The 25,611-nt window shown below is 41.1% G+C and carries 26 protein-coding genes and 7 tRNA genes; 1 reads left to right on the plus strand and 32 read right to left on the minus strand.

All coding sequences use genetic code 11. From position 1 onward, the window contains the following. Positions 1–5: 5 nt before the first annotated feature. From trpS to GM182_RS04615, 24 genes are all read right to left on the minus strand, one after another. Positions 6–989, minus strand: coding sequence for a tryptophan--tRNA ligase (gene trpS, locus GM182_RS04500; protein WP_449185935.1), 984 nt, complete (start codon positions 987–989; stop codon positions 6–8). Next, on the minus strand, positions 973–2,145 hold the full coding sequence (locus GM182_RS04505) for a methionine gamma-lyase family protein (protein WP_449185936.1): 1,173 nt from the start codon (positions 2,143–2,145) through the stop codon (positions 973–975). Before GM182_RS04505 ends, trpS begins: the two co-directional genes overlap by 17 nt. Continuing rightward, entirely contained in the window at positions 2,093–3,061 is a 969-nt protein-coding gene (miaA, locus tag GM182_RS04510) for a tRNA (adenosine(37)-N6)-dimethylallyltransferase MiaA (RefSeq protein WP_449185937.1), read from the minus strand. The genes GM182_RS04505 and miaA overlap by 53 nt, the downstream gene beginning before the upstream one ends. Continuing rightward, entirely contained in the window at positions 3,045–4,358 is a 1,314-nt protein-coding gene (gene miaB, locus GM182_RS04515) for a tRNA (N6-isopentenyl adenosine(37)-C2)-methylthiotransferase MiaB (RefSeq protein ID WP_449185938.1), read from the minus strand. Before miaB ends, miaA begins: the two co-directional genes overlap by 17 nt. Further along, on the minus strand, positions 4,348–5,118 hold the full coding sequence (locus GM182_RS04520; RefSeq protein WP_449185939.1) for a TIGR00282 family metallophosphoesterase: 771 nt from the start codon (positions 5,116–5,118) through the stop codon (positions 4,348–4,350). Before GM182_RS04520 ends, miaB begins: the two co-directional genes overlap by 11 nt. Then, on the minus strand, positions 5,115–6,734 hold the full coding sequence (gene rny / locus GM182_RS04525; protein WP_449187287.1) for a ribonuclease Y: 1,620 nt from the start codon (positions 6,732–6,734) through the stop codon (positions 5,115–5,117). The genes GM182_RS04520 and rny overlap by 4 nt, the downstream gene beginning before the upstream one ends. A 27-nt stretch (positions 6,735–6,761) precedes the next feature. Next, on the minus strand, positions 6,762–7,229 hold the full coding sequence (locus GM182_RS04530; RefSeq protein ID WP_449185940.1) for a regulatory protein RecX: 468 nt from the start codon (positions 7,227–7,229) through the stop codon (positions 6,762–6,764). Then, a complete protein-coding gene (gene recA, locus GM182_RS04535; protein WP_449185941.1) occupies positions 7,219–8,247 on the minus strand; it encodes a recombinase RecA in 1,029 nt (342 codons plus the stop codon). The genes GM182_RS04530 and recA overlap by 11 nt, the downstream gene beginning before the upstream one ends. A gap of 41 nt (positions 8,248–8,288) precedes the next feature. After that, positions 8,289–8,816 (minus strand): RNA 2',3'-cyclic phosphodiesterase, encoded by a 528-nt coding sequence (gene thpR / locus GM182_RS04540; RefSeq protein WP_449185942.1) that lies wholly within the window; start codon positions 8,814–8,816, stop codon positions 8,289–8,291. After that, the gene (locus tag GM182_RS04545) at positions 8,813–9,313 is read right to left on the minus strand and encodes a CinA family protein (RefSeq protein WP_449185943.1); all 501 of its coding nucleotides are present in this window, start codon (positions 9,311–9,313) and stop codon (positions 8,813–8,815) included. The genes thpR and GM182_RS04545 overlap by 4 nt, the downstream gene beginning before the upstream one ends. Then, positions 9,294–10,589: a MiaB/RimO family radical SAM methylthiotransferase gene (locus GM182_RS04550; RefSeq protein ID WP_449185944.1), complete on the minus strand. Its 1,296-nt coding sequence runs from the start codon at positions 10,587–10,589 to the stop codon at positions 9,294–9,296. Before GM182_RS04550 ends, GM182_RS04545 begins: the two co-directional genes overlap by 20 nt. Continuing rightward, positions 10,570–10,992 (minus strand): hypothetical protein, encoded by a 423-nt coding sequence (locus tag GM182_RS04555; RefSeq protein WP_449185945.1) that lies wholly within the window; start codon positions 10,990–10,992, stop codon positions 10,570–10,572. Before GM182_RS04555 ends, GM182_RS04550 begins: the two co-directional genes overlap by 20 nt. Continuing rightward, on the minus strand, positions 10,967–13,363 hold the full coding sequence (gene lon / locus GM182_RS04560) for an endopeptidase La (RefSeq protein WP_449185946.1): 2,397 nt from the start codon (positions 13,361–13,363) through the stop codon (positions 10,967–10,969). The genes GM182_RS04555 and lon overlap by 26 nt, the downstream gene beginning before the upstream one ends. Continuing rightward, positions 13,356–14,660 (minus strand): ATP-dependent Clp protease ATP-binding subunit ClpX, encoded by a 1,305-nt coding sequence (gene clpX, locus GM182_RS04565; protein ID WP_449185947.1) that lies wholly within the window; start codon positions 14,658–14,660, stop codon positions 13,356–13,358. The genes lon and clpX overlap by 8 nt, the downstream gene beginning before the upstream one ends. Before the next feature lie 2 nt (positions 14,661–14,662). Continuing rightward, complete coding sequence (gene clpP / locus GM182_RS04570; RefSeq protein WP_449185948.1) at positions 14,663–15,247, minus strand: ATP-dependent Clp endopeptidase proteolytic subunit ClpP; 585 nt, start codon at positions 15,245–15,247, stop codon at positions 14,663–14,665. After that, positions 15,247–16,461 (minus strand): trigger factor, encoded by a 1,215-nt coding sequence (tig, locus tag GM182_RS04575; protein WP_449185949.1) that lies wholly within the window; start codon positions 16,459–16,461, stop codon positions 15,247–15,249. The genes clpP and tig overlap by 1 nt, the downstream gene beginning before the upstream one ends. Before the next feature lie 84 nt (positions 16,462–16,545). Beyond that, positions 16,546–16,633, minus strand: a tRNA-Leu gene (locus GM182_RS04580). A gap of 22 nt (positions 16,634–16,655) precedes the next feature. Continuing rightward, positions 16,656–16,731: transfer RNA gene (locus GM182_RS04585), tRNA-Lys, on the minus strand. Positions 16,732–16,737: 6 nt separating this feature from the next. Further along, positions 16,738–16,813, minus strand: a tRNA-Lys gene (locus tag GM182_RS04590). A 49-nt stretch (positions 16,814–16,862) separates the two neighbouring features. Beyond that, positions 16,863–16,939: transfer RNA gene (locus tag GM182_RS04595), tRNA-Arg, on the minus strand. A gap of 15 nt (positions 16,940–16,954) precedes the next feature. After that, positions 16,955–17,030: transfer RNA gene (locus GM182_RS04600), tRNA-His, on the minus strand. 13 nt (positions 17,031–17,043) lie between these two features. Further along, a tRNA-Arg gene (locus tag GM182_RS04605) sits at positions 17,044–17,120 on the minus strand. Between the two features lie 8 nt (positions 17,121–17,128). Then, positions 17,129–17,205 (minus strand) — tRNA-Pro (locus GM182_RS04610). A 47-nt stretch (positions 17,206–17,252) separates the two neighbouring features. Then, the gene (locus tag GM182_RS04615; RefSeq protein ID WP_449185950.1) at positions 17,253–17,831 is read right to left on the minus strand and encodes a thymidine kinase; all 579 of its coding nucleotides are present in this window, start codon (positions 17,829–17,831) and stop codon (positions 17,253–17,255) included. Between the two features lie 105 nt (positions 17,832–17,936). On the opposite strand from GM182_RS04615, the gene GM182_RS04620 reads away from it, so the two are divergent. Further along, positions 17,937–18,545: a LexA family protein gene (locus GM182_RS04620; protein ID WP_449185951.1), complete on the plus strand. Its 609-nt coding sequence runs from the start codon at positions 17,937–17,939 to the stop codon at positions 18,543–18,545. 27 nt (positions 18,546–18,572) lie between these two features. Here the strand turns inward: GM182_RS04620 and GM182_RS04625 are convergent, their stop codons facing one another. The 8 genes from GM182_RS04625 to GM182_RS04660 are packed head-to-tail and all read right to left on the minus strand — an operon-like array spanning position 18,573 to position 25,609. Further along, positions 18,573–19,193, minus strand: a complete 621-nt coding sequence (locus tag GM182_RS04625) for a motility-associated ABC transporter substrate-binding family protein (RefSeq protein ID WP_449185952.1) — start codon at positions 19,191–19,193, stop codon at positions 18,573–18,575. Positions 19,194–19,197: 4 nt separating this feature from the next. Then, positions 19,198–19,989, minus strand: coding sequence for a P-loop NTPase (locus GM182_RS04630; RefSeq protein WP_449185953.1), 792 nt, complete (start codon positions 19,987–19,989; stop codon positions 19,198–19,200). A gap of 22 nt (positions 19,990–20,011) precedes the next feature. Further along, entirely contained in the window at positions 20,012–20,632 is a 621-nt protein-coding gene (locus GM182_RS04635) for a site-2 protease family protein (protein ID WP_449185954.1), read from the minus strand. A 1-nt stretch (position 20,633) separates the two neighbouring features. Continuing rightward, entirely contained in the window at positions 20,634–21,755 is a 1,122-nt protein-coding gene (locus tag GM182_RS04640) for a tRNA nucleotidyltransferase/poly(A) polymerase family protein (RefSeq protein ID WP_449185955.1), read from the minus strand. Next, on the minus strand, positions 21,752–23,059 hold the full coding sequence (locus GM182_RS04645) for a thymidine phosphorylase (RefSeq protein WP_449185956.1): 1,308 nt from the start codon (positions 23,057–23,059) through the stop codon (positions 21,752–21,754). The genes GM182_RS04640 and GM182_RS04645 overlap by 4 nt, the downstream gene beginning before the upstream one ends. Then, complete coding sequence (locus GM182_RS04650) at positions 23,059–23,901, minus strand: purine-nucleoside phosphorylase (RefSeq protein ID WP_449185957.1); 843 nt, start codon at positions 23,899–23,901, stop codon at positions 23,059–23,061. Before GM182_RS04650 ends, GM182_RS04645 begins: the two co-directional genes overlap by 1 nt. An 18-nt stretch (positions 23,902–23,919) precedes the next feature. Then, positions 23,920–25,092: a phosphopentomutase gene (locus tag GM182_RS04655; RefSeq protein ID WP_449185958.1), complete on the minus strand. Its 1,173-nt coding sequence runs from the start codon at positions 25,090–25,092 to the stop codon at positions 23,920–23,922. 19 nt (positions 25,093–25,111) lie between these two features. After that, on the minus strand, positions 25,112–25,609 hold the full coding sequence (locus GM182_RS04660) for an NUDIX hydrolase (protein ID WP_449185959.1): 498 nt from the start codon (positions 25,607–25,609) through the stop codon (positions 25,112–25,114). Positions 25,610–25,611 lie beyond the last annotated feature (2 nt).

The following is a 25,611-nucleotide window of genomic DNA, read 5'->3' on the forward strand; positions in this document are numbered from 1 at the left end:
CCCCCCTAAATATGAAACCACCTCATAGCATCTTCGACTTCCCTGATAACCTTAGATGCCTCCGCTTTCGCCTTTTCCATACCAGAGGCTATAACTTCATCTATCTTACTCTTGTCTGCCATATACTCCTTATACTTCTCTCTTATAGGGGATACAGCTTTATTAATCTTTTCTGCAAGGTGCATCTTACATGCCACACAACCACGGGTACCAGCACGGCATTCTCTTTCTATCTGCTCTATTTCCTCATCAGATTCCTTAAATACTTTATGAAGAGTAAAAACAGAACACACCTCGGGATGCCCTGGGTCATTTTTGCGTATTTTCTGAGGATCAGTAATCATTTGTCTTACTTTACCCCTTATAGTTTCCTCATCTTCTACTATAGAGATATAATTACCTCTACTCTTACTCATTCTGATCCCATCAGTGCCGGGTACAGCAGGAAACTCTCTCAATAAAGGTTTGGGCATAGGAAATATATCACCATAAAATCTATTAAAACGACCAGCAATATCCCTTGTTAATTCAAGATGTGGAATCTGGTCTTTACCAACAGGCACCAATTCACCTTTATACACCAATATATCAGCAGCCTGCAAAACAGGATATCCTAACAAACCGTAGTTAACCGTTGGATCATCAGCACGTACCATCTCTTTTAAAGTCGGATTTCTCTCTAACCAACCAACAGGGGTCAGAGCACCAAATATCATAGCCAACCTGAGATGTTCATCAACTGTAGACTGCACAAAGACCGTGGATTTCTCTGGGTCTATTCCAGATGCAAGCCATATGGCAACAAGCTCATATGTATGTTCTTTAACTTCCCAAGCACTATCATACTTACTAAATAAAGCGTGCCAGTCAGCAACAAAATAAAATGTTTCGTACTGCTCTTGAAGTTCTACCCAAGACTCAATAACACCTTTTAAATGACCAATGTGTAGAAGTCCAGTAGGTCTCATTCCACTAACAACTCTCTTCACTGTGCAACACCTCCAACAGTTTCTTCATATACACAAGTGTATGATAACGACTAACCCCTGGCTGCATATATATTTCATACGGTTCTGCAAACCGTCCATCGGCACTGAGCTCTAAACTAGCTCCGGACACAAATGACGGTGCTGCCATTATTATATCGTGATCGTATCCAGGAAGTCGCTCTGGAACTGGTGCAAAATGGGCATTTACAGGTCCAGAACCTTGGATAATTTCCACAAATCTCTGCATAAGTTTATCACTACCCAACCGTATTCTTACAATGATATCACTATACGGATACATCTCTTCCAGTACTTCAATACCATGTTCTTTGAAAAGCCCAAGAATATATGATTTACTCCACAATGCTTCGGCAACAAATGATGGTGCGAAGAACAGACCTTGATATGCTCTCCACAGAAACTCACCTGTCGGACCTACCTCTTTACCCAGGGCCGGTGAAAAGGCAAAGTCTGCAATAGCCTCTATGAGGGTCTTCTTGCCCACAATATAGCCACCAGTTGGAGCGAGTGTCCCACCGGGATTTTTAATGAGCGAACCAATGACAATATCTGTCCCCACATGAAGAGGCTCTCTATCTTCTACAAATTCTCCATAACAGTTATCAACGATAATAATAGCCTGCTCATTTAACAACCTGATTCTCTTTATACGCTCAGCCAAGGTGTCTATGTTATGCCCCGAAAAGAACGCATAACCACCAGAGCGTTGCATCATGATAACATTGGCATGTTTTATATCATCATCGGTAGGCTCTTTTCGTATCTTGACCGACGCAACATTACTTTTCAGAGAATGAGGATTATCACCAGTGAGAATAGGCTTTACCGTATCATATGGAGTACCCCAAAACAGCACACGACTATCTTTAGAAACAACTCCCCTTAAAGCCAGATATATAGCATGGGTGGCACTGGTAATCTGAGGTCTGACAATAGCATCTTCACCACCAAACACATATGCATACACCTCTTCTAGCTTATCACGGCCCATATCATCATAGCCATAACCTGTTGAACCTATGAGGTCCGCCTCTGTAAGCCTTACATTATGAAAAGCATCAAGGACCTTGGCAACATTGCGACTACCTATTTCTTGTATAATTGCGGATATATCCGATAATCTCATCTCTGGCATGTTCTTGATCCTCCTGTGTAATGATAAAATGTGCTTTTTTATCGTTTTTAAACCATGTACGCTGTCTTCGGGAAAAACGCCATGTATCAGTAAACACCTCGTTTATAGCCTCATCTTCTGTAATATGTCCCCTGTATGCATCGTATGCATGTTTATAGCCTAACACTTCTAGCCATGGAGCAGGTGGAGGGCACATGTCCGCTACCCTACCCGCTTCTTCAACAAATCCCATCTGAAACATTATATGCGTTCTTTTATAAATACGCCCTCTAAGAACATCTGGAGGTGGAAGTAAAATATACCTCAGCTCGGTAAAGTGCCTCTGAAAAGATGTGTAATATTCGGTAGCATATGTTCGCATCTTTCCTGTAGAAAGGTTAATCTCTATGGTGCGGATAATACGTTTAACATCATTTGGATGTATCTTCTCAGCAGATATAGGATCCAGGGCCTTCATAAGATTGTAAATGTACTCACTTCCACGCTCACTGACAAGCTGTCTTAAATGATTTCTTATAGCACTGTCAGGTTGAACAGGCACATAGCCACTTTCCCCAACAAGGGTATAAAAGTACAAAGGTGTGCCTCCAATAAGAAATACGACATCGGTATCTACATGTCGCAAAACCTCATCGGTATCTTTAATAAATCTTGCCAAAGAATACCTCTCACAAGGAGAAACGACATCTACAAGGCGATAATTGTATCTCTCTATCTCCTCCGCTGAGGGTTTAGCTGTTCCAATGTCAAGGTGCTTATATACTGCACCACTATCCACAGAGATAGTGGTAAACGATACACCCTCCGCAATGAGCAAATCAAGGATATTATGTAGAAAAGAGGTCTTACCTGAAGCGGTAAGACCTACTATACTAATAGCCAATTTCCTTTGCTTCTCTTTATACTTCTCTTCCATACAAGACCCAAGATTTTGCTTTTTCTATCTTAACATCAACCATATCTCCGGGCTTGTAGCCCTCTTTTGCCGTAAAAACTACAGTTTTATTAATATCATCCCTACCAATATATGCCCCTTTAGACTCATCATAGTTATCTACCATTACCCTATCTATTGTGCCTACATACTGCTGATTCTTCTCCCATGCAATCTTTTCCTGTAGAGAATATAAAGCGTCAAAGCGTCTTTTTTTCTCCTCTTCAGAAACGAATTTATCTGTTAGAAGAGCTGCCGCCGTATGGGGACGGGGAGAATACATGGCTATGTAGGCCACATCAAAACGTATCTTCTCAAAGACCTTTAGTGTATTCTCAAATGCTTCGGGTGTTTCACCGGGAAAACCAACAATAACATCTGTGCCTATGGCATACCTATCAGCAGCTTTTTCTTTTATATAGTCTATAAGATCTATAAATTCCTCTACCGTATAACCACGATTCATGAGCCTTAAAACTTCATTATCACCAGCCTGGATAGGAAGGTGAAAATATCTTGTCACCTTAGGTAGTTCAACAATAGTATCTACAAGGTCTTTACCAAAGTACTTGGGATGGGGTGTTGTATACCTGATAATCTCGATACCATCAACCTTAGAAACTTCTCTCAAGAGGTCACCAAAGCTAGGATCTTTGTAACCCCACTCTTTACCCCACTCATTGACATTTTGACCCAGCAGGTGTATTTCCTTGGCACCGGCTTCCACTGCCATCTTAACTTCTCTTATAATATCTCCCATCCGCCTGCTCTGTATGTGTCCTCTCGTATAAGGAACAATACAGTATGTACAAAAGTTTTCACACCCTTTAACAATAGTTATGTAAGCTCTATAAGGTTCAAATCTTACAGCATTTTTATACAGTTCAAACGTGATATCTCTATCACCTACATATACACCCTTTTTATTCTCCCTAATAATCTCCGGGATATATTCAAGATAATTGGGCCCAACAACTGCCAGAAGATAGGGAAACTTTTCCATAAGTGCTTGTCCCATATTTTCTGCCATACAACCCATAACAATGACTTTTGTCCCCTTCTCTCTGACATACTTCTTCAAAGCACCAATGGTACCTTGTGCCCTATCTTCAGCATGTTGTCTTACAGAACATGTGTTGATAAGCACAATATCGGCATCTTTCATATCAGTAACCATACGGCCTCCCATGAGGCGAAGATTACCTGCAACCATTTCACTATCATTTTTGTTCATCTGACATCCATATGTTTGGACATAAAATGTAAAATTATCCTTCATACACTACCCTCCTCATAGAGGTTGTTTTGCCCTCTTTATCGATTTCTATTAAAACTCCGTAGGCACGGAGTTTTCCACATTTCTTTGGAGGCTCTATTCTTTCGGGAATACCCGTGGTAAATCTTTTCACAGCAGCCTCTTTATCCATACCAATAACAGTATCCATACAGCCACACATACCTACATCGGTAATATACCCTGTACCACCAGGTAGTATTCTTTCATCGGCTGTAGGCACATGGGTATGAGTACCCACGATTGCCGACACTCTACCATCAACATACCACCCCATAGCCATCTTCTCCGACGTTGCTTCTCCATGAAAGTCGAATAGTATAGGAATATCACCGGCTTCCGTTCTTATATGCTCAATAAGCTTATCAGCTGTATGAAACGGATGATTGAATATGATATTAACAAACACCTGACCGTGTACATTCATTACTGCAATACCCTTACTTGATATGTAATACCCTCTATCAAACCGTTCCGGATAATTTGCCGGTACAACAACCTGAGGATAATGCTCCAGCACGTCTCTCCACTCTTTACGATCGTAGAAATGCCCTCCTGTTGTTATGATATCTACACCGGCATCCAACATTTCCTCAACAACCTTAGGAGTAAGTCCGTAACCATGGGCGGCATTTTCACCATTGGCAACTATCACATCAACCTCTGAATGAAAATAAGCTATAGCCTCTTTCAAAATCTTTCTACCAGGTGATCCGACAACGTCGCCAAAAAACAAAATCTTCATTTAGCGTATTCCACCGCCCTTGTTTCTCGTATAACTGTCACCTTTATCTGTCCTGGATATGTCAGCTCATCCTCAACACGCTGGGCAACATCGCGTGCAATCTTATATGCCTCGGCATCGGTAACAACCTCCGGATCAACAATAATTCTCAACTCTCTACCAGCTTGGATGGCGAAGCTATCTTTCACACCATTGACAGTTTTTGCGATTTCCTCCAGTGCCCTTAGCCTCTTTATAAAGAATTCATAGTTTTCATAGCGGGCCCCTGGTCTCGCGGCAGACACAGCATCAGCAAGTTGCGTAATAACGGCATATGGTGTCAGCTGTGGCTCCTCACCGTGGTGAGAGGCTATTGCATTGACAACAATATCAGACTCTTTGTATTTACGGGCATATTCTGCACCCACAAGGGCGTGAGAACCTTCTTGCTCTACAATACCCTTACCAATATCATGGAGGAATGCTGCCCTCTTGGCAAGGTCAACATCAAGCCCCAACTCCGCGGCAATATAACCGGCTATCTGTGCTACCTCAATGCTGTGATAGAGAATATTTTGGCCATAGGAATATCTGAAATAAAGTCTTCCAACAATCTTTTTTAGCTCCGGATGAATATTTCTGATACCCACTTTGGTAAGAGCCTCTTCAGCACGCTTTTTCATCTCCTGCTCTACCTCTTCTTTGCTCTTTTCATAGAACTCTTCTATCTTAGCTGGATGTATACGACCATCTTTAACAAGCTTCTCCAAAGTTCTACGGGCAATCTCCCTTCTAACCGGGTCAAAAGAAGAGATAACAACAACATCTGGAGTATCATCAATAAGCAAATCTACACCTGTAAGACTCTCAAAGGCCCTAATATTTCTACCCTCTCTACCTATAATACGACCCTTCATCTCTTCATTAGGTATAGCAACAGTAGATATTGTTGCCTCTGGTACAGTATCGGTAACAATACGGCCCATCACGGTAAGTAGTATCTTTCTAGCTATATCCTCGGCCCTATCTTTGTAATCCTCTTCAAATTCCTGAATTTTCTTACCAATCTCATAAGAAAGTTCTTCTTCCAGATTCTTAAACAAGATATCTCTTGCCTCTTCAGGTGTCATACCGGCAAGTTCCTGAAGCTTTCTATCCACTTCGGCGAATGCTTCATCGAGCATACGTTCTCTCTCTTCTAGGGCCTTTTCCCTCTCTTCTAGCTCTGCCTTTATCTTTTCTATTTCTGCTAAACGCTTCTCTATATCTGCAAGGCGTTTTTCATAGTCTCTTTCTAAAGCCTCTGCACGCTTCTGAAGCTCCCTCTCTTGCTTCTCTAGATACCTTTTTTCCTGCTGTAGTGAGCGTTCTTCTGCCTCCAATCTTGCCTTAAGTCTCTCTATCTCCAATTTCTTCTCATTAATGTCCTCTAGAATCTTCTCCCTAATACGCATAGCCTCTTCGCGAGCCTTAGACTTTATCTGTTCGGCTTTTGACTTAGCCTCTTCAACAATTGAAGTAGCCTCTGTGCGGGCTGCACCAAGCACCTCTTCCACCTTTCTCTTTAGTGTTTGATTAACCACATAGTATCCAAAGGCAACACCGGCTGTGCCACCTACTACAAACGAAGAAGCCATTACTATCCAAGCATTACCAGCCACAACTTATCCCTCCTTTAGCATTTCCATAGCCATGTCCCAAAAGGATTCATTAAAGCCATTTCTGTATAAAAACCCTTTTATTTTATAAAAGTCACTGTCATACTTTCTCTTTGCTTTTTCTACACAGACTCGCAACGAATCCTTCCAATTGGCAGTATCTATATACGAGTTTACCATGTATTCAGGTACTCCAGACATTAGTGCCCTCTGGCGAAACCATATAGGACCTTTCCCTTTTCTACATGCACCCATATATAGTGCCTCTAAGTATTCTTCATTAAGTAACTCCTCAGGAGCCACTTCTTTTAATTTTACCATTACTTCTTCCACAACATCGGGATTACATCCTTTTCTAAGAAGCTTTTTACGGAGAGCAGATATAGGATAAGGCCTTCTTTGCAGAAGGCCTTTCACATATCGTAGCATATACTCTTTATCGTTAGGATCACATTGCTTTTTTTTACGACGCATCTGAGGGCTCACCTTGCCCCTTTTGTTCTCCTGAAGCAGTTGCAAGCACAGCTTCACGAATCTTCTCTCTAAGATCTTCTTCCGCCATAAGCACTTTTCTAAGACTCTCTTTACCCTGTGCCAATCTTTCACCACGGAAACTATAATAACTTCCATTCCTTTCGATAACACCAGTCCATATAGCAGCTTCCATAAGGGCATGTATAGTATCTATACCCTTACCATAGATGATACGCACAATAGCCTCTTTGTAAGGAGGATACAGTTTATTCTTTGTAATCTTTACACGCATATCATGACCTATAATGTCAGTACCCTGTTTAATGCTTTCCTTTCTCCGTACCTCCATGCGTACCGAGGAGTAGAACTTAAGAGCACGGCCACCTGGAGTTACTTCTGGGTTTCCGTACATAACACCGACTTTTTCACGAATCTGGTTAAGAAATACAAGTGCTGTTTCGCGCTCCTTGATAGTACGGGCAAGCCTTCTAAGAGACTGAGACATCAGTCTAGCCAATACGGCCACATTACTATCACCAATATCACCTTGTAACTCCTGCCTGGGCACAAGTGCGGCAACAGAGTCTACAACAATAAGGCCCTCTCCAACAACATTGGCAAAATCTTCAATAAGGCCAAGTGCCGTCTCCGCATCATCAGGCTGGGAAAGAATAAAATTACCACTTTCAGTGTCAAGACCTATAGTCATAGCATATTGAGGGTCAAGGGCATTTTCTGCATCGATATATAGTACGGGAAGCCCTTTTTTCATAGCTTCAGCACCAATATGAAGCGCCAATGTAGTCTTACCACTGCCCTCATTACCGTATATCTCTATAACCCTTCCCTGAGGAATACCACCTATACCAAGGGCTAAATCAAGATTTAGCGCTCCAGTAGAAATAACCTTAGTCTTTTCAAGCGCTCCTTCGTTAAGCCTCATAACAACATCTTTACCCCTTCTCTTACGGGCATATTCTATAAATTTGCTAACCTTCTTATCTGTAAGGTCTCCCATAACTCACACCTCCAAAGTATTTTGTGTACAAAAGTATTATATCATTTCAATGCGTATGTTTTTATAGGGGTATAAACAGAACCATTAGGAGATAGGGTACTTTTAAACAATACAAACCTATCAACATCCCATGTGGCCTTACGTACTTTAGTGGTATTCAACGTATCCCTAAAGTTGCGTGGCACTCCAGATTTAATACGAGCCAGTGTAATATGAGGATGAAATCTACTTGTATCACCACCAAGCAATTTGTTAACCTGGTCAGCCAAATTTCTTAATGTATCGTTCTCTTCCACCCCCAGCCATAGTACACGATGTGGCTTACCAAATGAACCTAAAACATTAAGTGTAATGGAAAACTTGGAAGCATCTATAGTGCTAAGTTTTTCATCGATAATATCAACCTCATTTTCAGGCACTTCTCCTATAAACATCAAGGTAATATGGTAATTTTCTTCTCTAACCCACGATGCTCTCATGCGTCCTAACTTTGCCTTCAGTGCCATAGACACATCATAAATATACCTTTTAACAGCATCATCTACTTCAATACCAACAAAAAGTCTCATCGGGCTATCACCTCGCTCAAGACAAGCATAGATTTTAAGGCAACAAGTTTCTTCATATCAATACGGGACATCCGAACAACTGTCATGTGTTTAACAACCACATCATCGTTATAGGCAATACCAATATATGTAGTACCAACAGAGTGTCCTTTTTCATCGGGTCTCGGACCTAAAACACACACAACAGACAAACCAATATCAGAAGAAGACAAGTGTCTAATGCGCCGAGCCAGTTCATAAGCTGTTTCATATGAAACTGTTCCATAAGTTTCGACAACTTCTTCTGGTACACCTACAACATGGGTTTTATAAAAGGGCCAGTATACAATTACACCGCCTACAAGAAATTGCGAAGCACCAGGTATCTTTGTTAGAGTAGAGGTTATTTCTCCACCAGTACACGATTCAGCAAGACTGAGTGTCAGAGAATTTGATGTTAACAGTCCTTTCAGAGACAAAGCCTCTCTATACAATCTCCTATCTAATCCTTGCCACATAAACATCATCTCGATAATCTTCTATGTACACATCTACAACTTGGCCTATATCCCCAACATCGCCATTGGTTATTTCAATAATCTTATCAATCTCAGGAGCACAAAACATAGGATAGCCTATATCCAATACCTCACCTGAATCGCGGGATATCACTTCAGTAACTATAGCCTGGGAGTTCTTTCCTACCCAGCGCATAGCTCTTTTATCAACATACTTTGAAACGACATCTACCAGCTCATCGTGTCGCCTTTGCTTAATATCATCTGATATCTGGGGCATATCATACGCAGTAGTTCCCTCTTCGGGTACAAACTGAAACACACCTATCCAATCAAAGGGTAAAGTGGTAATTCTCTCTTTCATAAAGTAAAAATGTTCTTCTGTCTCCCCTGGAAAACCCACCATCAGTGTTGTTCGGATAGCAGGATCTTTCCAATATTGATAAACAGAGTCTAATATACTCTCAATCTCGTGATAGCCATATCCCCTATTCATAAGTTTTAGGACATCGGTATGTAGATGTTGAACAGGAACATCAAAGTAAGGTACAAGTCTATCAAACACAGATATTTGTTTCATTAAATCATTACGAAAGTATTTCGGATTAAGGTATAGCAACCTAAACAGTACTTCCTTCGTGTTATCATGCAGCGCCTTCAGTAGCTCGGGCAGTTTTTTCTTACCAGTCTCTATGCCATATGCAGCAACATCTTGCGCTACAAGAACAACTTCTTTATAGCCTGCATTCTCCAATTTCTTAACCTTATTGACAATAACATCAATATCTATACTCCGCTGGGGTCCTTTAAATGATGGAATAGTGCAGTAGGAACAAGAAGACGAGCATCCTTTAGCAATATATACATAAGCATATGGAAATGTCAAAGTGAATGGTATACGGGGATACTCATCAGCATCCAATTCTTCACCACGAGGAAACTGCAAAAAAATGTCATTCCATTCCTCTAGATTGTCAGGATCAAGGATAATATCCACTTCTGGAATCTCTTTATGTATTGCCTCTTTTCCATAGCGTTGAACAACACACCCAGTGAATACAACCTTCAGATGAGGATACTGCTCTTTCAGTGAAACTGTTGTTTCAACAGACTCCACAGTGGCAGGAGCAATAAATGTGCATGTATTGACAATAGCAACATCGGCTATAGCAGGATCGGACACTATCTCATGCCCCATATTACGAAGCATGTCTAGTCTTTCTTCAAGAACACTCTGATTCTTTGGACAACCTAAACTAACGGGGTAAATTTTCACCATGTTCCCCCCTTTGGTATATAAACTTCAATAGTACTCGCTCCTCATCAGGAACGATAAAGACCTTTTCTCCATCGTAGATGGTGTACTGAACATTTTTATGTACAGCAACAACCACACACTTTGGTTGAATAGTAGCATGAACTTTATCTATGAGATGGGGAATATCTTCCTCTTTGTTATAGATAGCAAGATATAACCAACCTTCCTTAAAAGAAATACTTCTTAATACACCCAGTAAATCTGTTTCATCCTTAGGCACAATAGCAGCACAGACAGGTCCCCTAAAATCAGCAACAGAAACAATATAGGGTTTTAATAAAAAAAGGAGTAGCAACATTAGTGCTACTCCTATTATCGAAAACAATAATCGTTTTTTACTTACTGGATTTCTTTCCTCCACCAGCAAACACCTCTTTTATCACCTCATCGATGTGGGTTACAGGAACGATTTGCAAATCTTTCTTAACCCTATCGGGTATTTTCACAAGATCCTTTGCATTATCCTTAGGAATAATAACTTTTTTAATACCACCTCTATGAGCTGCAAGTAATTTCTCTTTTAGCCCACCAATAGGCAAAACTTTGCCCCTCAGTGTAATTTCTCCAGTCATAGCGATATCCTGGGGTACCGGTAAATTTTTGAATATAGAGTACATAACTGTTGCTAGTGTAATACCCGCAGAAGGCCCATCCTTAGGAATAGCACCTTCTGGGACATGTATATGGATATCTTTCTCCTTGAAAATGCTCTCATCTATACCATACTTAGAAGCACGGGAGCGAAGATAAGAAAGTGCTGCATGCCCCGATTCTTTCATGACTTCTCCCAATCTTCCCGTAAGGATAAGCTTACCTTCACCATTGTACATAGTAGCCTCAATGTTGAGAATATCGCCACCGTACGGAGTCCATGCAAGCCCATTGACAAGTCCTACTTCAGGCTTCTTTTCAGCCTTGGTATAATCAAACTTAGGAACACCAAGGTATTTGGGAATATCTTTTACACCTATACGGAATTTTTTCTTTTTACCACCACTCTCAACAATCTCACGGGCTATCTTCCTAAATATTTTAGAAAGCTGCCTCTCAAGATTTCTTACACCAGCCTCACGGGTATACTCTCTAATAACCCTGAGTATGGCATTATCAGTAATACTAACATCTTTACCACTAAGTCCCATATCCGCAAGTAACTTAGGTATAAGATACTTCTTACTAATTTGCAGCTTTTCCCAATCAATATAACCAGGAATGTATATAACATCCATTCGGTCCAAAAGTGGCTCGGGTATTGTATGTGTAACATTAGCCGTAGTAACAAACAGCACTTCAGAAAGATCAAATGGTACCTCAAGATAATGATCCACAAAGTTTCTATTCTGCTCAGGATCAAGCGCCTCAAGAAGCGCAGCTGCTGGATCTCCACGGAAGTCTCTTCCCAGCTTGTCTATTTCATCAAGGAGAAATACGGGATTCTTAGTACCAGCCTTGCGTATACCTTGAATAATGCGTCCGGGCATAGCCCCAACATAAGTCCTTCTATGTCCTCTAATTTCTGCTTCATCATGAACACCACCAAGAGACATTCTTACAAATTTACGTCCCATAGCCCTTGCAATAGAACGTCCAAGAGAAGTTTTTCCAACACCAGGAGGTCCAACAAAACACAGGATAGGAGCTCTTGATGTCGGAGATAGTTTCTTTACTGCAAGAAATTCTAGTATCCTCTCTTTGGGTTCTTCAAGTCCGAAGTGATCTTCATCGAGTATGCGCTTAGCATTCTTTAAATCAAGATTGTCTTCTGTGCGTTTATTCCATGGCAGCTCTACAAGCCAGTCAAGATATGTACGTACAACATTGGCTTCTGGTGAGAAAGGATGCATTTTTTCTAGTCTTTTTAGTTCCCTAAGAGCTTTCTCCTTAACCTCATCTGGCATACCAGACTCTTCTATTTTTTTCTTATATTCCTCAATAGTACTATCAATATCAGACATCTCACCGAGTTCTTCTTTAATAGCTTTAAGTTGTTCCCTCAGATACATTTCACGTTGACTTTTGGCAATACTACTCTTGACCTTTTCCTCTATCTCCTCTGCAGCCTGTAGCACGGCAAGCTCCGTTTGCAGTATCTTTAAAAGAACTTCAAGTCTCTGTATTGGGTCATCCATTTCCAGGATTTCTTGCTTCTTATCAACATCCATTTTGATGTACGGTGCAACAACAAATGATAAAAAGGCTGGATCGTTATATTCTTTTAAAAGCATATCTGCATCAATTTTGACATCTCCCACTTGCTTATTAAAATATTCAACAAAATTCCTAACAACAGCTCTCATAAGGGCTATTACCCTGGAATTAATTTCAACAGGCTTATCTGGATATTCCTCTATATCAACAGCAAAGTATGGCTCAGTCTGAATAAACTCTGTTATCCTTATTCTTTCAAGTGGTCTGACAATAACCCTAACAGTGCCATCAGGTAGAGCCATGTGATGTTCTATAGCAGCAACAACTCCAACCTTATAAATTCCCTCAGGGGTAACATCTTCAACTTCTGCCACTTTCTGGGCTGCAAGCACCAGTCGTCCATCGGGACTATCTAGTGCCACTTTTAATGCTTCAAGCGATTTCTTTCGTCCGATAGCAAGAGGGAGCGGTTGACCATTAGGAAACGGCACAATATTTCTCAGCGGAATTAAAGGATATCCCACACGTCCTTCTTGTTTTTCCATAACCTCTTCAGGTTTGGTTTTGATTTCTGCATTAGTCATATGTACCTGTATCACTCCCCATTCCCATATTTACAAGATCAAATCTCGTAAGGTATATGGGTTTTTTCTTACCAAGGACAACATCTTCATCAATAACAACCTTGGCAATATCTTCTTTACCACCCTTTTTAAGAGATGGTACTTCGAACATAACATCCATAAGTATACCCTCAACAATAGATTTAAGACCTCTTGCCCCCATACCACGCTGACGAGCCATACGAGCTATAGCCCTAAGGGCATCAGGAGTTACCTCAAGCGATACCCCATCCATCTCCAAAAGCTTCTTATACTGTCTGATAATGGCATCTTTGGGCTCTGTAAGAATACGAATTAGATCGTCCTCTGTAAGCTCATTAAGTGTAACGATAACAGGGAACCTACCTACAAATTCAGGAATAAGTCCATATTTAATAAGATCCTGTGGTTCCACCATTTTCAAAAGCTTTGACTTATCGCCATCGGATATATCTACAACCTTATCGGTTGAATCAGCTTTAAACCCAACAACAGCCTTTCCTAACCTTTGGGCAATGATCTTCTCAAGACCATCAAACGCACCACCAACAATAAAGAGCACATTGCTGGTATCAAATTGAATAAAAGGCTGCATAGGATGTTTTCTACCCCCTTGGGGTGGTACATTAGCAACAGTACCTTCAACAATTTTCAAGAGAGCCTGTTGCACACCTTCACCAGAAACATCTCTGGTAATAGACGGATTTTCACTCTTTCGAGATATCTTATCAATCTCATCTATATAGATGATACCGTATTGAGCCCTTTCCACATCAAAATCAGCTGCCTGAATAAGGCGAAGCAACACATTTTCAACATCTTCACCGACATAACCGGCTTCTGTAAGCGTTGTTGCATCAGCTATGGCAAACGGCACATTAAGAAAGCGTGCAAGCACCTGGGCCATATATGTTTTACCAGAACCGGTTGGACCAATAAACATAACATTGGACTTTGTAATATGCACATCATCTTCGTCAGCAGTTGCAAGGTGAAGAAGCCTCTTATAGTGATTATAAACAGCCACTGCAAGAGCTTTTTTGGCTTCTTCCTGCCCTATAACATATTCATCAAGATGGGCTTTAATTTCTGCAGGGGTAGGAAGACTATTTTCATCAAATGGCAATGGCGTATTTGCCGAACCATCCGTGGACTTGATAAGTTTATAGGCTTCTTCTACACATATATTGCAAATATAAACGCCCCCCGGTCCTGCTATAAGCTTATCCACTTCATCTGCCGTTCTGCCACAAAATGAACAACGCTTTACACTAGACACGGTTATACCTCCTTACGTATAAGGATCTCGTCAATCACACCATACTCTTTTGCCTCTTCGGCAGTTAAAATAAAGTCTCTATCAATATCCTTTTCTATCTTATCGGCAGACTGGCCTGTATGTTTTGCCATGATATCAATAAGAAGTTTCTTTATACGCAACATTTCCTTGGCCTGTATCTCTACATCGCTAACCTGGCCTTGAGCACCACCCATAGGTTGATGCAAAAGTACACGTGCATTGGGAAGGGCGTATCTCTTCCCTTTAGCACCAGCCAGGAGAAGCACAGCAGCCATGGATGCCGCTTGACCTATAGCTATAGTAACCACATCAGGCTTGACATACTGCATCGTATCATAAATAGCCAACCCGTCAGTTACACTACCACCCGGCGAATTGATATATAGATAGATATCTCTTTTAGGGTCTTCTGCTTCTAAAAACAACAGCTGGGCCACAATAACATTGGCCACATGCTCGTCTATAGGTTCTCCTAAGAAAATAATCCTATCTTTTAAGAGGCGAGAGTAGATATCATACATCCTCTCGCCTCTACCTGTTTGCTCTATAACATATGGAATAGGCATTACTCTTCACCTCCGACCTGCTCGGAGTCTCCCTCCTTCTTAGAGACAACCTCTGCAAGTTTCTCTATAACCTTCTCTTCCATTTGCTCATCATTTGTATCTATACCAAAATACTTTGCCAGAGATAACAGAACGAGATAAAGTCTCAGTGTTTGTTCCGCAATTTCTTTAAGTTTTTCAATGAGCTGTTCTTCGTCTTCAAATCCTAGTCTGGCAACATACTCTTCCCACTCCATACCAGTCTTACTTGCCTCTTTTCTCAGTCCTTTATATCTGGCATTAACTTCATCAATAATCATAGTTTGTGGTACCTCAAGTTTTACAAGCTCGGAAACCTTCTGAAGTGCCTCATCTCTCCACTGTTCCCACTTTTGACGGCGAATACTCTCCTTCACAGCATCACGGAGGGCATCTACACTGTCGTAGCCTACCTTCTTGGCAACTTCATCGGTAAGTTCAAGCTCTTTTGTCCTAATATCCTTCAACGTTACCTCTACTACATAGACATCGTCGCCTTCTGCTTCCTCTGGAGAATCAATAATCTTGGCTTCGTTTGTCTCACTGTTTACAAGAATATACCTCTTTTCATCTCTCTTCATACCAACAAGGTGTGGCTCTACTTCCTCTATGAAATCTCCCTCACCCACAACAAATGTTGTCTCTCTGGCAGGAGTTTCTTTGCCACCCACTATCATCTTCCATTCTACAAAGGCTATATCACCCTCTTCGAGCTCTTCTTTGTCAGCAGATTTCTCTATAGCAAAGTAAGGCTCCAAACTCTCTCGAATAGCCTTTTCCACTTCCTCATCAGACACCTCGGTAGCCTTTTCGAGAGGCTCTATGTCAATAGAAGATAAGTCTACATCGTCAAAGGATATCTCCGGATATGTCTCTATCACCATAGAAACAATTTTCTTGCCATCTTCATCTTTCCAATCAGCAGAAAGCACACCAACAATCTTATAACCCTCTTCCATAAGCTGCTTAACTATGGCATCAAGTTCATCCTTTCGAATCTCTTCCTCAACATACTCTACAGGAATATACATCTTCAAAACATTAAGAGGTGCTTTACCCTTACGGAAACCTTTCAATTGAACACTTTTACCAATCTTCTTATACATTGCATCCATCTTTTCCTGCCACTCTTCTGGGCTGTAAGTGGCCTCTACTTTCAGGTTTGTTCCGGAAACCTTTTCTACAATTTTATCCATATTACTTCCTCCTCCTCACTTTTATAGTCTCATGTAAGTTTACATTTAATTATACCGTAGACATGCGAGGTTCAAAAACAAAATTGGTGCGGGCGGTGGGATTCGAACCCACACGGCTTTTTGGGCCACTGGATTCTAAGTCCAGCGCGTCTTCCAATTCCGCCACGCCCGCACCTAAACTTTTTAAATAAAAATGGTGGGCCGTGCAGGACTCGAACCTGCAACCCTCGGATTAAGAGTCCGATGCTCTGCCGGTTGAGCTAACGGCCCACACACTGGTGAGCCGTGCAGGGCTCGAACCTGCGACACCCGGCTTAAAAGGCCGGTGCTCTACCGACTGAGCTAACGGCTCACCAGACGATTTTAATTATAAGCCCCCTGGATACTTTTGTCAAGGGGTTTGGTGAGCCCGGAGGGATTCGAACCCCCGACCTGCAGCTTAGGAGGCTGCCGCTCTATCCTGCTGAGCTACGGGCCCACCAAAAAGAAAAGTTGGGGTGAGCGAGGGGACTTGAACCCCCGACCACCGGATCCACAGTCCGGCGCTCTTCCAGCTGAGCTACGCTCACCACCATAGAAAAGTGGTGAGCCCGGAGGGATTCGAACCCCCGACCCTGGGATTAGAAGTCCCATGCTCTATCCTGCTGAGCTACGGGCCCACCACACTTGGTCGGGGCGGGCGGGCTCGAACCGCCGACCTCGTGCTCCCAAGGCACGCGCGCTCCCATACTGCGCTACGCCCCGACCTTCCGCTTATGCAAAACTAAGTATACAATAAATCACCTGAGGTGTCAAGACTCATCTAAAAGTTGTGTACCCTCTTGTTCCTTTATGCCCTCATACCAGCAACGGAGACAGCGGGGTTCATATATATCTGCTCCACCAACTTCTATGATAAGAGAATCTCTCTTCTTCTTAAATGAATGTGTAGCATCAGCACCGCATACAACACAAACAGCTTTTAGCTTGTAAACATCATCAGCTATGGCGAGGAGATATGGCATAACACCAAACGGTCTTCCCATAAAATCCATATCAAGTCCAGAAACAAATACATCATAACCTCGAAAAACCAAGTCTTTAATAACCTCTACAATATCATCATCTAAAAACTGAACCTCATCAATACCAACCGCACTAATATCCTCCACCTTTTCCATATACTCTGCAATTTCCGAAGAACTGGATACCTCTATAGCCTCCATTTCTTTTCCATCATGGGATTTTACTCTGCCTTCGGGAGATCGCACGTCAATAGTAGGTTTAAACAATATAACTTTTTTACCAGCATACTGATAGCGCTTAAGTCTACGTATAAGTTCAGTTGTTTTGCCGGCAAACATAGGACCGGTTATAACAGTTAAGTGCATAAGCATCCCTCCTATAAACAGGGTATCATCTATCATAATTTCTTTGAAAGTATATAATTGTCGTTGTATAATTTTATAGTAAACAATAATATAGGAGGGATATTTATGCCAAGAAGAAAAACCAAAGGACTAACGCCCAAGCAGCGTGAAGTCCTCAAGTTTATACAAGATTACATACTAAAAAATGGTGTTGCACCAACATATAGAGAAATACTCGCATTTCTTGGAGCCAGTTCCATAGGTACAGTACAAAGATACATTCAGACACTAGAGGAAAAAGGCTACATTGAAAGAGATCCAGGCAAACACCGCTATATGGAAATAAAAAAACCTCCAATCATGCTAGAAGGATCTGTTTCAGCCGGTACTGGTGTTATGGAAGAAATACGTAGTCCTCTCGACGTCATCAGCATAATCAAAGATACGAGTCCTGACTTCGCCCTTAGGGTTAGAGGCAATTCAATGACAGCAGCAGGGATTAAACCAGGAGATTTTGTGTTTGCCAAAGAAATCCAAGGTAGCCCCATGTCTGGAGATATTGTTATAGCTTATAACCGAAAAGACGGTACATATCTTATAAAACGATATAAAGTTGTTGATGGTATGCCCTACCTCGTATCTGAAAGTTTAGAGGAAGAATATCCGCCTATTCCAATAGATGACAACATTGATATTGTGGCCATTGCCACAGGTCTATTTAGAACAAGGCTATAAAAAAGAGGGGCATTAACGCCCCTCTTTTTATCCGAGGATGTATGCTATAAGCTTTTTATTATCGCCTCTGTCAATAGAATAATTATCCCAAAAGACACATGTTCCACCAACAATGAGTTTTCCACCATCTATTTCTTTCTCGGCAAAAAATATTAGGTCTTTACCCTGATTGGATTTGCTTGTCTGCTTGCCAATAACAATAGGCTTGCCACCTTCAACGGTAGATGTGCACGCAAGTACAACCTCTCCACCATCTACCATGTCAGCTTTAATCATCAGGTTATCACCCTCATCATTGTTAACATCATCGGTAACAATATCACCATTGTGCTTCATTCCAAACTGCTGAATAAGGGTGTTTATAGTATCGGCAATGCGATCTTCGTTCTTGTAATAACCGAAAACACCAACTTTTCCACCCTTAGCGAGAAACTTTCGCACAATATCAATATCCCTTTCTTCAAATGGAATCTCCGGATAATTGAATATAAGGGTATCATAGTCTCCCTCAAGTACCTTTTCAAGATTGTCTACTTCTTCTACTTCCTTACCAAGCTCTTCTTTGATAAACTTCTCCAACTTCCAGAAGTAATAATGGTCGGAGATTATAAACTCCTGATGTGCTGTAGACCATGCAATTTTTCCCATAACCTTACCCCTCCTTTTCTACAGCGTTATACATATTCTCGAATACCTCCGTTATCTCAGGCATCTCATCAAGAACCTTATATAGGATACCACGATCGGCATACTCGGAAAACTTGGAGTCGATGGGAAGCCTACCCATAAACGGTATATTCCACTGGCTACAAACCTCTTCTGTCTTGCCTTTTCCAAATGGATACACAATATCACCGTTTGGACACTTATAGTAACCATAATTTTCTACGACACCCAATACCTTTTTATTCAGCATCTTAGCCATATTCATGGTCTTTGCAACAATAGTCTTAACAAGATCCTGTGGAGAGGTAACAAGGAAAAATCCTGTCACAGGTATCTTCTGCATCAAAGATAGTGGAATATCAGATGTGCCTGGTGGCAGGTCTACAACAAGCCACTGTACATCATCCCACAGAGTGTCTTCAAAAAACTGTGTGAGGGCTTTATTCATAATGGGAGCTCTCCAAATAACAGGCTTCTCAGGATCATCAAGAAGCAACGAAAGGGTCATAACCTTAACCCCAGATTCGGAATCTTTGGGAACAAGCTTATTGCCATCAGCAACTTCGATAGGTGGCTCAACATGAAATATCTTACCCTGTGAAGAACCTGTAAAGTCTACATCTACCATGCCTGTAGGAATACCTTTAATTCTCTGGAGATACATGGCAAAGAGTGCAGAAACAGTAGATTTACCTACTCCTCCCTTACCACTCATAACACCAACAATTTTTTTTCCTTTAAATAAGGCATCATTACCTATCTTAAAATTTAACTCCATAAACTCCACCTCCCAGCGGTTATTAATAAAATAATTTCACCATCAGATTCCATAGTGGCGATACGACGATCTCCACCCATTTATTGAGAACAGATGGAAACAAAAAGATAATCAGCATAAGGAACATAGAACCATACATCTCTATCATATGATTGGCGAATAAATCTTCTGGATTTTCGAATGCCAATGAAGCAAATATTCTATATCCATCCAATGGTGGTAAGAAAAATAGATTAAATGCTGCAAGAAATAAATTAATCATAGAAACCTGCAAAAAGATGTTGGCCCAAAATGGCGAAAATGTAAAAATCTTCACAAGGAAGAAAAATATAAAAGACAATATGATATTGGCTACAGGTCCAGCCAGAGCAACAAGTATGATACTAATACGCCTTGGCTCTTTTAAACCATACATATTGATAGGTACAGGTTTCATCCACCCAATCTTTCTTGTAAGAAGCAGAACAAGTAAACCAATGGGATCAATATGATTAATAGGATTTAGGGTTAATCTACCTGCCAATTTAGGCGTCATATCACCTCTAAGATACGCTACATAGGCATGAGCAAACTCATGAAACGACAATGACATGATAAGAAAGCCTATGATGATAGCATAATTTAGTATCGTCATAGCATCCATGCTATATCCCCTCCCTTTTCAAACACTCTACAAATTCATCGGTCTCTTTGCACTTTTCAAATATTTTTCTTTCTTTTCTTGTTATCCCGAGCACACTATAACCAGCACTTATTTCCTGTTTGTCATATACCAGCATAAGCACCATCTTCAGTAATTCGTAAGAATCAATGTAGTTAATATACCTTAAAATTGTATCATACATCTTTCCTGTCAGGTTCTTTAAAACATTCCATTGACTATCAATTTCTAAAAAACGCTTTATGCCAACAGTATCTACAAGATTCTCCAACTCCCTAAAATATCGTCTAGAAACAATAAACGTCGTCTGACTCTTTAGTGCCTCCATAGAGTGCCATCGGGTATATTCGTCAAATGATAAGCCCATTTTTTCACTGTAACGAAGTCCTCTAAGCACACGGGAGGGATCTTCGTATGGGGCATACAAACGAATATAACGTAAAATTGAGTGTTCGAGGTCATTCAGTCCACGAAATGCATCTATTAATCCTTCGTAAGGATAGATAAGATATGAAATAGCTCCAATAGTAAAATCCCGCCTTTCTAAATCAGCGGAAACAGAGGCAGGAACAACAACTGGCATCTTACCGGGTGATGGATAATAATCATAGCGACTAAACGTAAAATCAAATTTATATTCATTTAGAGCAAGCTTAACTCCCAAGGGAAACTTCTGCAAATTGTGGTGGGTTTCCAATATGTAAACGAAGTGTTGAAAATCCCCATAAATAGAAATATCAATATCATAAGTAGCATTACCTATAATGGTATCTCTTACATAGCCTCCTACAATATAGACATATCCCTTAAACCCATGTGCCTCTAGAAGATTGATAATATATTTAACCTCATATGGCATAGGTAAATGCATAGCTTGTACGGAAGGCATACTCTTTAGAACAATGCGATTAGTATCAACTCTTACCGTAGAGTACCATGAAGGATAAGGAAATATTCCTGCTTTCTGAAAACCAATAATCTTCTGTCTAACAAGATCCCTATATACTGCAAGCCCATCTATATCTAAAAAAGCCCCTACCCCGCAAGGGGCAAGGGCTTTCAAAGCCATTTCTGTACTTGTATTCCTACCAATCCATACAATCATTCTATATGTTCGTATATAACTGGTGGCTTCTGGACAGGTGTATCGACAATTTCATAAACACCTTCCAGTCTCTTCAGTGCATCTTCTAATTTTTTCTCATCGGTGTAATGTATGCGCATGAGAACATCACCTTTAACAACCTTGTCTCCAATCTTTCCATCAACATAGATACCAACACTATGATCAATAGGATCACTTTTCTTAACTCGACCACCGCCAAGGTCAACCACAGCCATGCCTACTTTGTAGGCATCTACACCGGCTATATACCCATCTCTATCAGCTTTATACTCATAAACATTCTCTGCCCTCTTCATAACAGCCCAGGGATCTTCTATAACCTTTCTATCTCCACCCTGTGCTTCTATCATGGCTCCAAATATTTCAAGGGCTTTTCCACTACGTATAACTTCCCATACTTTTCCTTCGGCTTCTTCATAAGAAGATGCATGTCCTAAGTGATGCATGGTAGATGCGGCTAGTCCAACACAAAGGGCCGTAAAATCCTCTGGCCCATGACCCTTTAGTGTATCTATAGCCTCTGCTACTTCTATACTGTTGCCAACAGCAACCCCAAGAGGCTGATCCATATTGGTGAGATGAGCTATAGTGTCCCTACCAAGAGCCTTACCCAGTTCAACCATGGTCTTGGCCAGCTCTCTGGCATCATCAAGGGTCTTCATAAATGCCCCTTTCCCTACTTTGACATCAAGGGATACAAGGTCCGTACCGACAGCCAGCTTCTTACTCATAATACTACTGGCAATGAGCGGAATACTATCCACAGTAGCTGTAACATCACGAAGAGCATATAACTTACCATCAGCAGGCACTAGATTGGCAGTTTGGCCAACCACAGCTATGCCAACCCTGCGCACAATATCTTTAAATTGTTCCATAGGAAGATATACATTTAGGCCCGGAATAGATTCCAGTTTGTCAAGGGTGCCACCTGTATGGCCAAGTCCTCTGCCGCTCATCTTAGCAACCTTATAACCCAATGCCGCCAATATAGGACCAACAACAAACGTTGTTTTATCACCAACACCACCACTGGAATGCTTATCTACCTTAATACCTTCAATATCTGACAAATCTACAAGCTCACCAGAATGCATCATGACATATGTCAAATCAGCTGTTTCCTGATAAGTCATACCATTAAACCATACTGCCATGAGCCATGCCGAAACCTGATAATCGGGAATTTCACCAGACACGTATCCATTAATAAACCACTGTATTTCTTCCCTTGTATGGGCACCACCATACTTTTTCTTTGCTATAAAATCCTGAGGTAGCATTACAGGTCTACCTCCTTAATAACTTTTTCTACAATTTTCACCAGTTTATCACCAGCCTCAGATGCTACTTTAAGTACTTCTTCATGAGTTAGTTCATTGATAAAACCTGGAATGGCGATATCGGTGATAACAGAAAATCCAAGCACAGGAATTTTCATGTGAGCAGCAACAATAGCCTCAGGAACAGTACTCATACCAACAGCATCTGCTCCCCAACCACGAAGAAGTTTCAATTCCGCCTTTGTCTCATATGTGGGACCGGTAACAGCAACATATACACCTTTTTCCAGTCTGATACCCATCTCATCGGCTATTCTCATAGCAAGCTTCCAAAACTTTTCAGGATACACATGGTTGACATCGGGGAATCTTACACCCCACTCCTCAATGTTGGGTCCAATAAGAGGATTAGGCATAAGGAAGCTAATGTGATCCTCAATAATCATAATATCACCAGTACGGAATGTGGGATTCATACCACCGGCTGCATTGGTTACAACAAGAAGTTTAATACCAAGCAACCCAAATACTCTTACTGGGAATGTAACAACTTCCATGGGATATCCTTCGTAATAGTGAAAACGCCCTGAAAGCATAACAACCTTTTTGTCACCTATCTTACCAATAACAAGCTTACCACTATGACCTTTAACTGTTGAACGGGGGAAATTGGGAATCTCCTCATATGGAATTTCAACGGGATTTTCGACAGCCTCTACCAGTCCACCAAGACCCGAACCCAGTATAACACCAATATCAAATGAATCAAATCCGGATTTCTCCTTAATGTAAGATGCAGCCTGCTCTACCTTTTCTTTGTACTCCTTTACATCTGTTATCACTGCGGTTCACCTCCTACATTATTTTTCAAATATTTCTTTGATAACTTCTCCATATTTCATAGGGCCAACGCCAAAGTTTTTCGCTATGGTTTGCCCCAAGTCAGCATAGGTTTTTCTAACACCAACATATATAGGCCTCTCATAAACAGGAGAATACGCAATTATAGGTACATATTCTCGAGTATGATCTGTATGAACCATATGTGTAGGATCGCAACCATGGTCAGCGGTAATAACAAGGAGATCATCCTTATCCAGATGTGGAAGCAACTCCTTCAAATACTGATCAAACTCCATAATAGCCTGATAATAACCATCTCTGTTTCTTCTGTGCCCATACAGAGTATCAAAATCCACAAGGTTTGTAAACAATAGACCCTTCCAATCCTTCTTTTTTACAAACTCTATAGTAATTTCCATGCCCTCCGCATTACTATGGGTATGGGTTTCATATGTAAGCCCTCGATGGGCAAAGATATCACCAATCTTACCTATACCAATGACATCATAGCCTGCTGCCTTTAAATAATCCAGGACTGTATCACCAAGGGGTGACAATGAAAAATCTCTACGGTTAGCAGTCCTCTTAAACTCTCCTTTTTTCTTTCCAATAAATGGCCTTGCAATAACCCTGGCCACTGCATGCTCACCTTGAAGTATTTCCCTAGCGACTTCACATATCTTGTACAATTCTTCTGGTGGAATTAGTTCTTCATGGGCTGCAATCTGGAAGACAGAATCGGCAGATGTGTATACAATAGGATAACCTGTCTCCAAATGAAGTTCTCCAAGCTCATCAAGAATAACAGTACCTGACGCCGGTCTATTACCAAGCACTTTTCTGCCTATGCGTTTTTCAAATTCTTCAATAATCTCCTTGGGAAAACCATTGGGATAAGTAGGGAATGGCTTCTGAAGAACGAGCCCCATCATCTCCCAGTGACCGGTTGTTGTATCTTTACCAGGAGACATTTCAGCCATTTTACCGTAGCGAGTATTCATTGTAGGCTCCCAACCCCACAGAAGATAACCTAGCCCCATAGATATATATGTCTCAGGAAGTTTATCTCTCCCTTCAAGAACATGAAGCATGGTATTGGTGCCTACATCGTTAAACTTATATGCATCGGGCAATTCTCCAACACCACCACTATCTATAACAATTACAGTTATTCGCTTGAAGTTCAGCATGATTAACACCTCCTATAATTCAGTATATCACCATGAGGGCTGATACAAGTGTTTTACTATCATGAAACTCCAGTCGCTTGCATTTTTCTATAAACTCTTTAATAGGCATGAAAATCACTTCTGATATAGTTTCCCCTTCATCCAGGTCTTGTCCAATATAGTTCTCTGTATTCACTTCGACCTTCACAAAATGAAGAACTTCATTTGCATAACCAACAGTAGGATACATATATCCCAAATATTCCTCTGTTCCCTCAACATGTGTGTACCCCGTCTCCTCCCTCAGCTCTCGTAGTGCCGTCTGCAAAGGATCTTCGCCAGGATCAATAAGTCCAGCAGGTATCTCCACAGTCCATCTACCTACAGCAGGACGATACTGTTTGACAAGAACAATATTGCCCCTTCCATCAAGGGCAATAATACCAACAGCCTCCGGTCTTTTTACAACCTCATAGCGACCATCGACTAGAAAAATCTGCAGGAAACGACCGCTCCACAGGAGCTGTTCCTCTTTCATGT

The organism is Zhurongbacter thermophilus, assembly GCF_026184435.1.
Lineage (GTDB): Bacteria > Coprothermobacterota > Coprothermobacteria > Coprothermobacterales > JAADFF01 > JAADFF01.

Coding starts and splice junctions, on each gene's coding strand:
- GM182_RS04505 (WP_449185936.1), bottom strand. CDS start 2,145: ATGCCAGAGATGAGATTATCGGATATATCCGCAATTATACAAGAAATA.
- miaA (WP_449185937.1), bottom strand. CDS start 3,061: ATGGAAGAGAAGTATAAAGAGAAGCAAAGGAAATTGGCTATTAGTATA.
- miaB (WP_449185938.1), bottom strand. CDS start 4,358: ATGAAGGATAATTTTACATTTTATGTCCAAACATATGGATGTCAGATG.
- GM182_RS04520 (WP_449185939.1), bottom strand. CDS start 5,118: ATGAAGATTTTGTTTTTTGGCGACGTTGTCGGATCACCTGGTAGAAAG.
- rny (WP_449187287.1), bottom strand. CDS start 6,734: ATGGCTTCTTCGTTTGTAGTAGGTGGCACAGCCGGTGTTGCCTTTGGA.
- GM182_RS04530 (WP_449185940.1), bottom strand. CDS start 7,229: ATGCGTCGTAAAAAAAAGCAATGTGATCCTAACGATAAAGAGTATATG.
- recA (WP_449185941.1), bottom strand. CDS start 8,247: ATGGGAGACCTTACAGATAAGAAGGTTAGCAAATTTATAGAATATGCC.
- thpR (WP_449185942.1), bottom strand. CDS start 8,816: ATGAGACTTTTTGTTGGTATTGAAGTAGATGATGCTGTTAAAAGGTAT.
- GM182_RS04545 (WP_449185943.1), bottom strand. CDS start 9,313: ATGTGGCAAGGATTAGATAGGAGATTGTATAGAGAGGCTTTGTCTCTG.
- lon (WP_449185946.1), bottom strand. CDS start 13,363: ATGACTAATGCAGAAATCAAAACCAAACCTGAAGAGGTTATGGAAAAA.
- clpP (WP_449185948.1), bottom strand. CDS start 15,247: ATGCCTATTCCATATGTTATAGAGCAAACAGGTAGAGGCGAGAGGATG.
- tig (WP_449185949.1), bottom strand. CDS start 16,461: ATGGATAAAATTGTAGAAAAGGTTTCCGGAACAAACCTGAAAGTAGAG.
- GM182_RS04615 (WP_449185950.1), bottom strand. CDS start 17,831: ATGCACTTAACTGTTATAACCGGTCCTATGTTTGCCGGCAAAACAACT.
- GM182_RS04620 (WP_449185951.1), top strand. CDS start 17,937: ATGCCAAGAAGAAAAACCAAAGGACTAACGCCCAAGCAGCGTGAAGTC.
- GM182_RS04625 (WP_449185952.1), bottom strand. CDS start 19,193: ATGGGAAAAATTGCATGGTCTACAGCACATCAGGAGTTTATAATCTCC.
- GM182_RS04630 (WP_449185953.1), bottom strand. CDS start 19,989: ATGGAGTTAAATTTTAAGATAGGTAATGATGCCTTATTTAAAGGAAAA.
- GM182_RS04635 (WP_449185954.1), bottom strand. CDS start 20,632: ATGGATGCTATGACGATACTAAATTATGCTATCATCATAGGCTTTCTT.
- GM182_RS04640 (WP_449185955.1), bottom strand. CDS start 21,755: ATGATTGTATGGATTGGTAGGAATACAAGTACAGAAATGGCTTTGAAA.
- GM182_RS04645 (WP_449185956.1), bottom strand. CDS start 23,059: ATGCTACCTCAGGATTTTATAGCAAAGAAAAAGTATGGTGGTGCCCAT.
- GM182_RS04655 (WP_449185958.1), bottom strand. CDS start 25,092: ATGCTGAACTTCAAGCGAATAACTGTAATTGTTATAGATAGTGGTGGT.
- GM182_RS04660 (WP_449185959.1), bottom strand. CDS start 25,609: ATGAAAGAGGAACAGCTCCTGTGGAGCGGTCGTTTCCTGCAGATTTTT.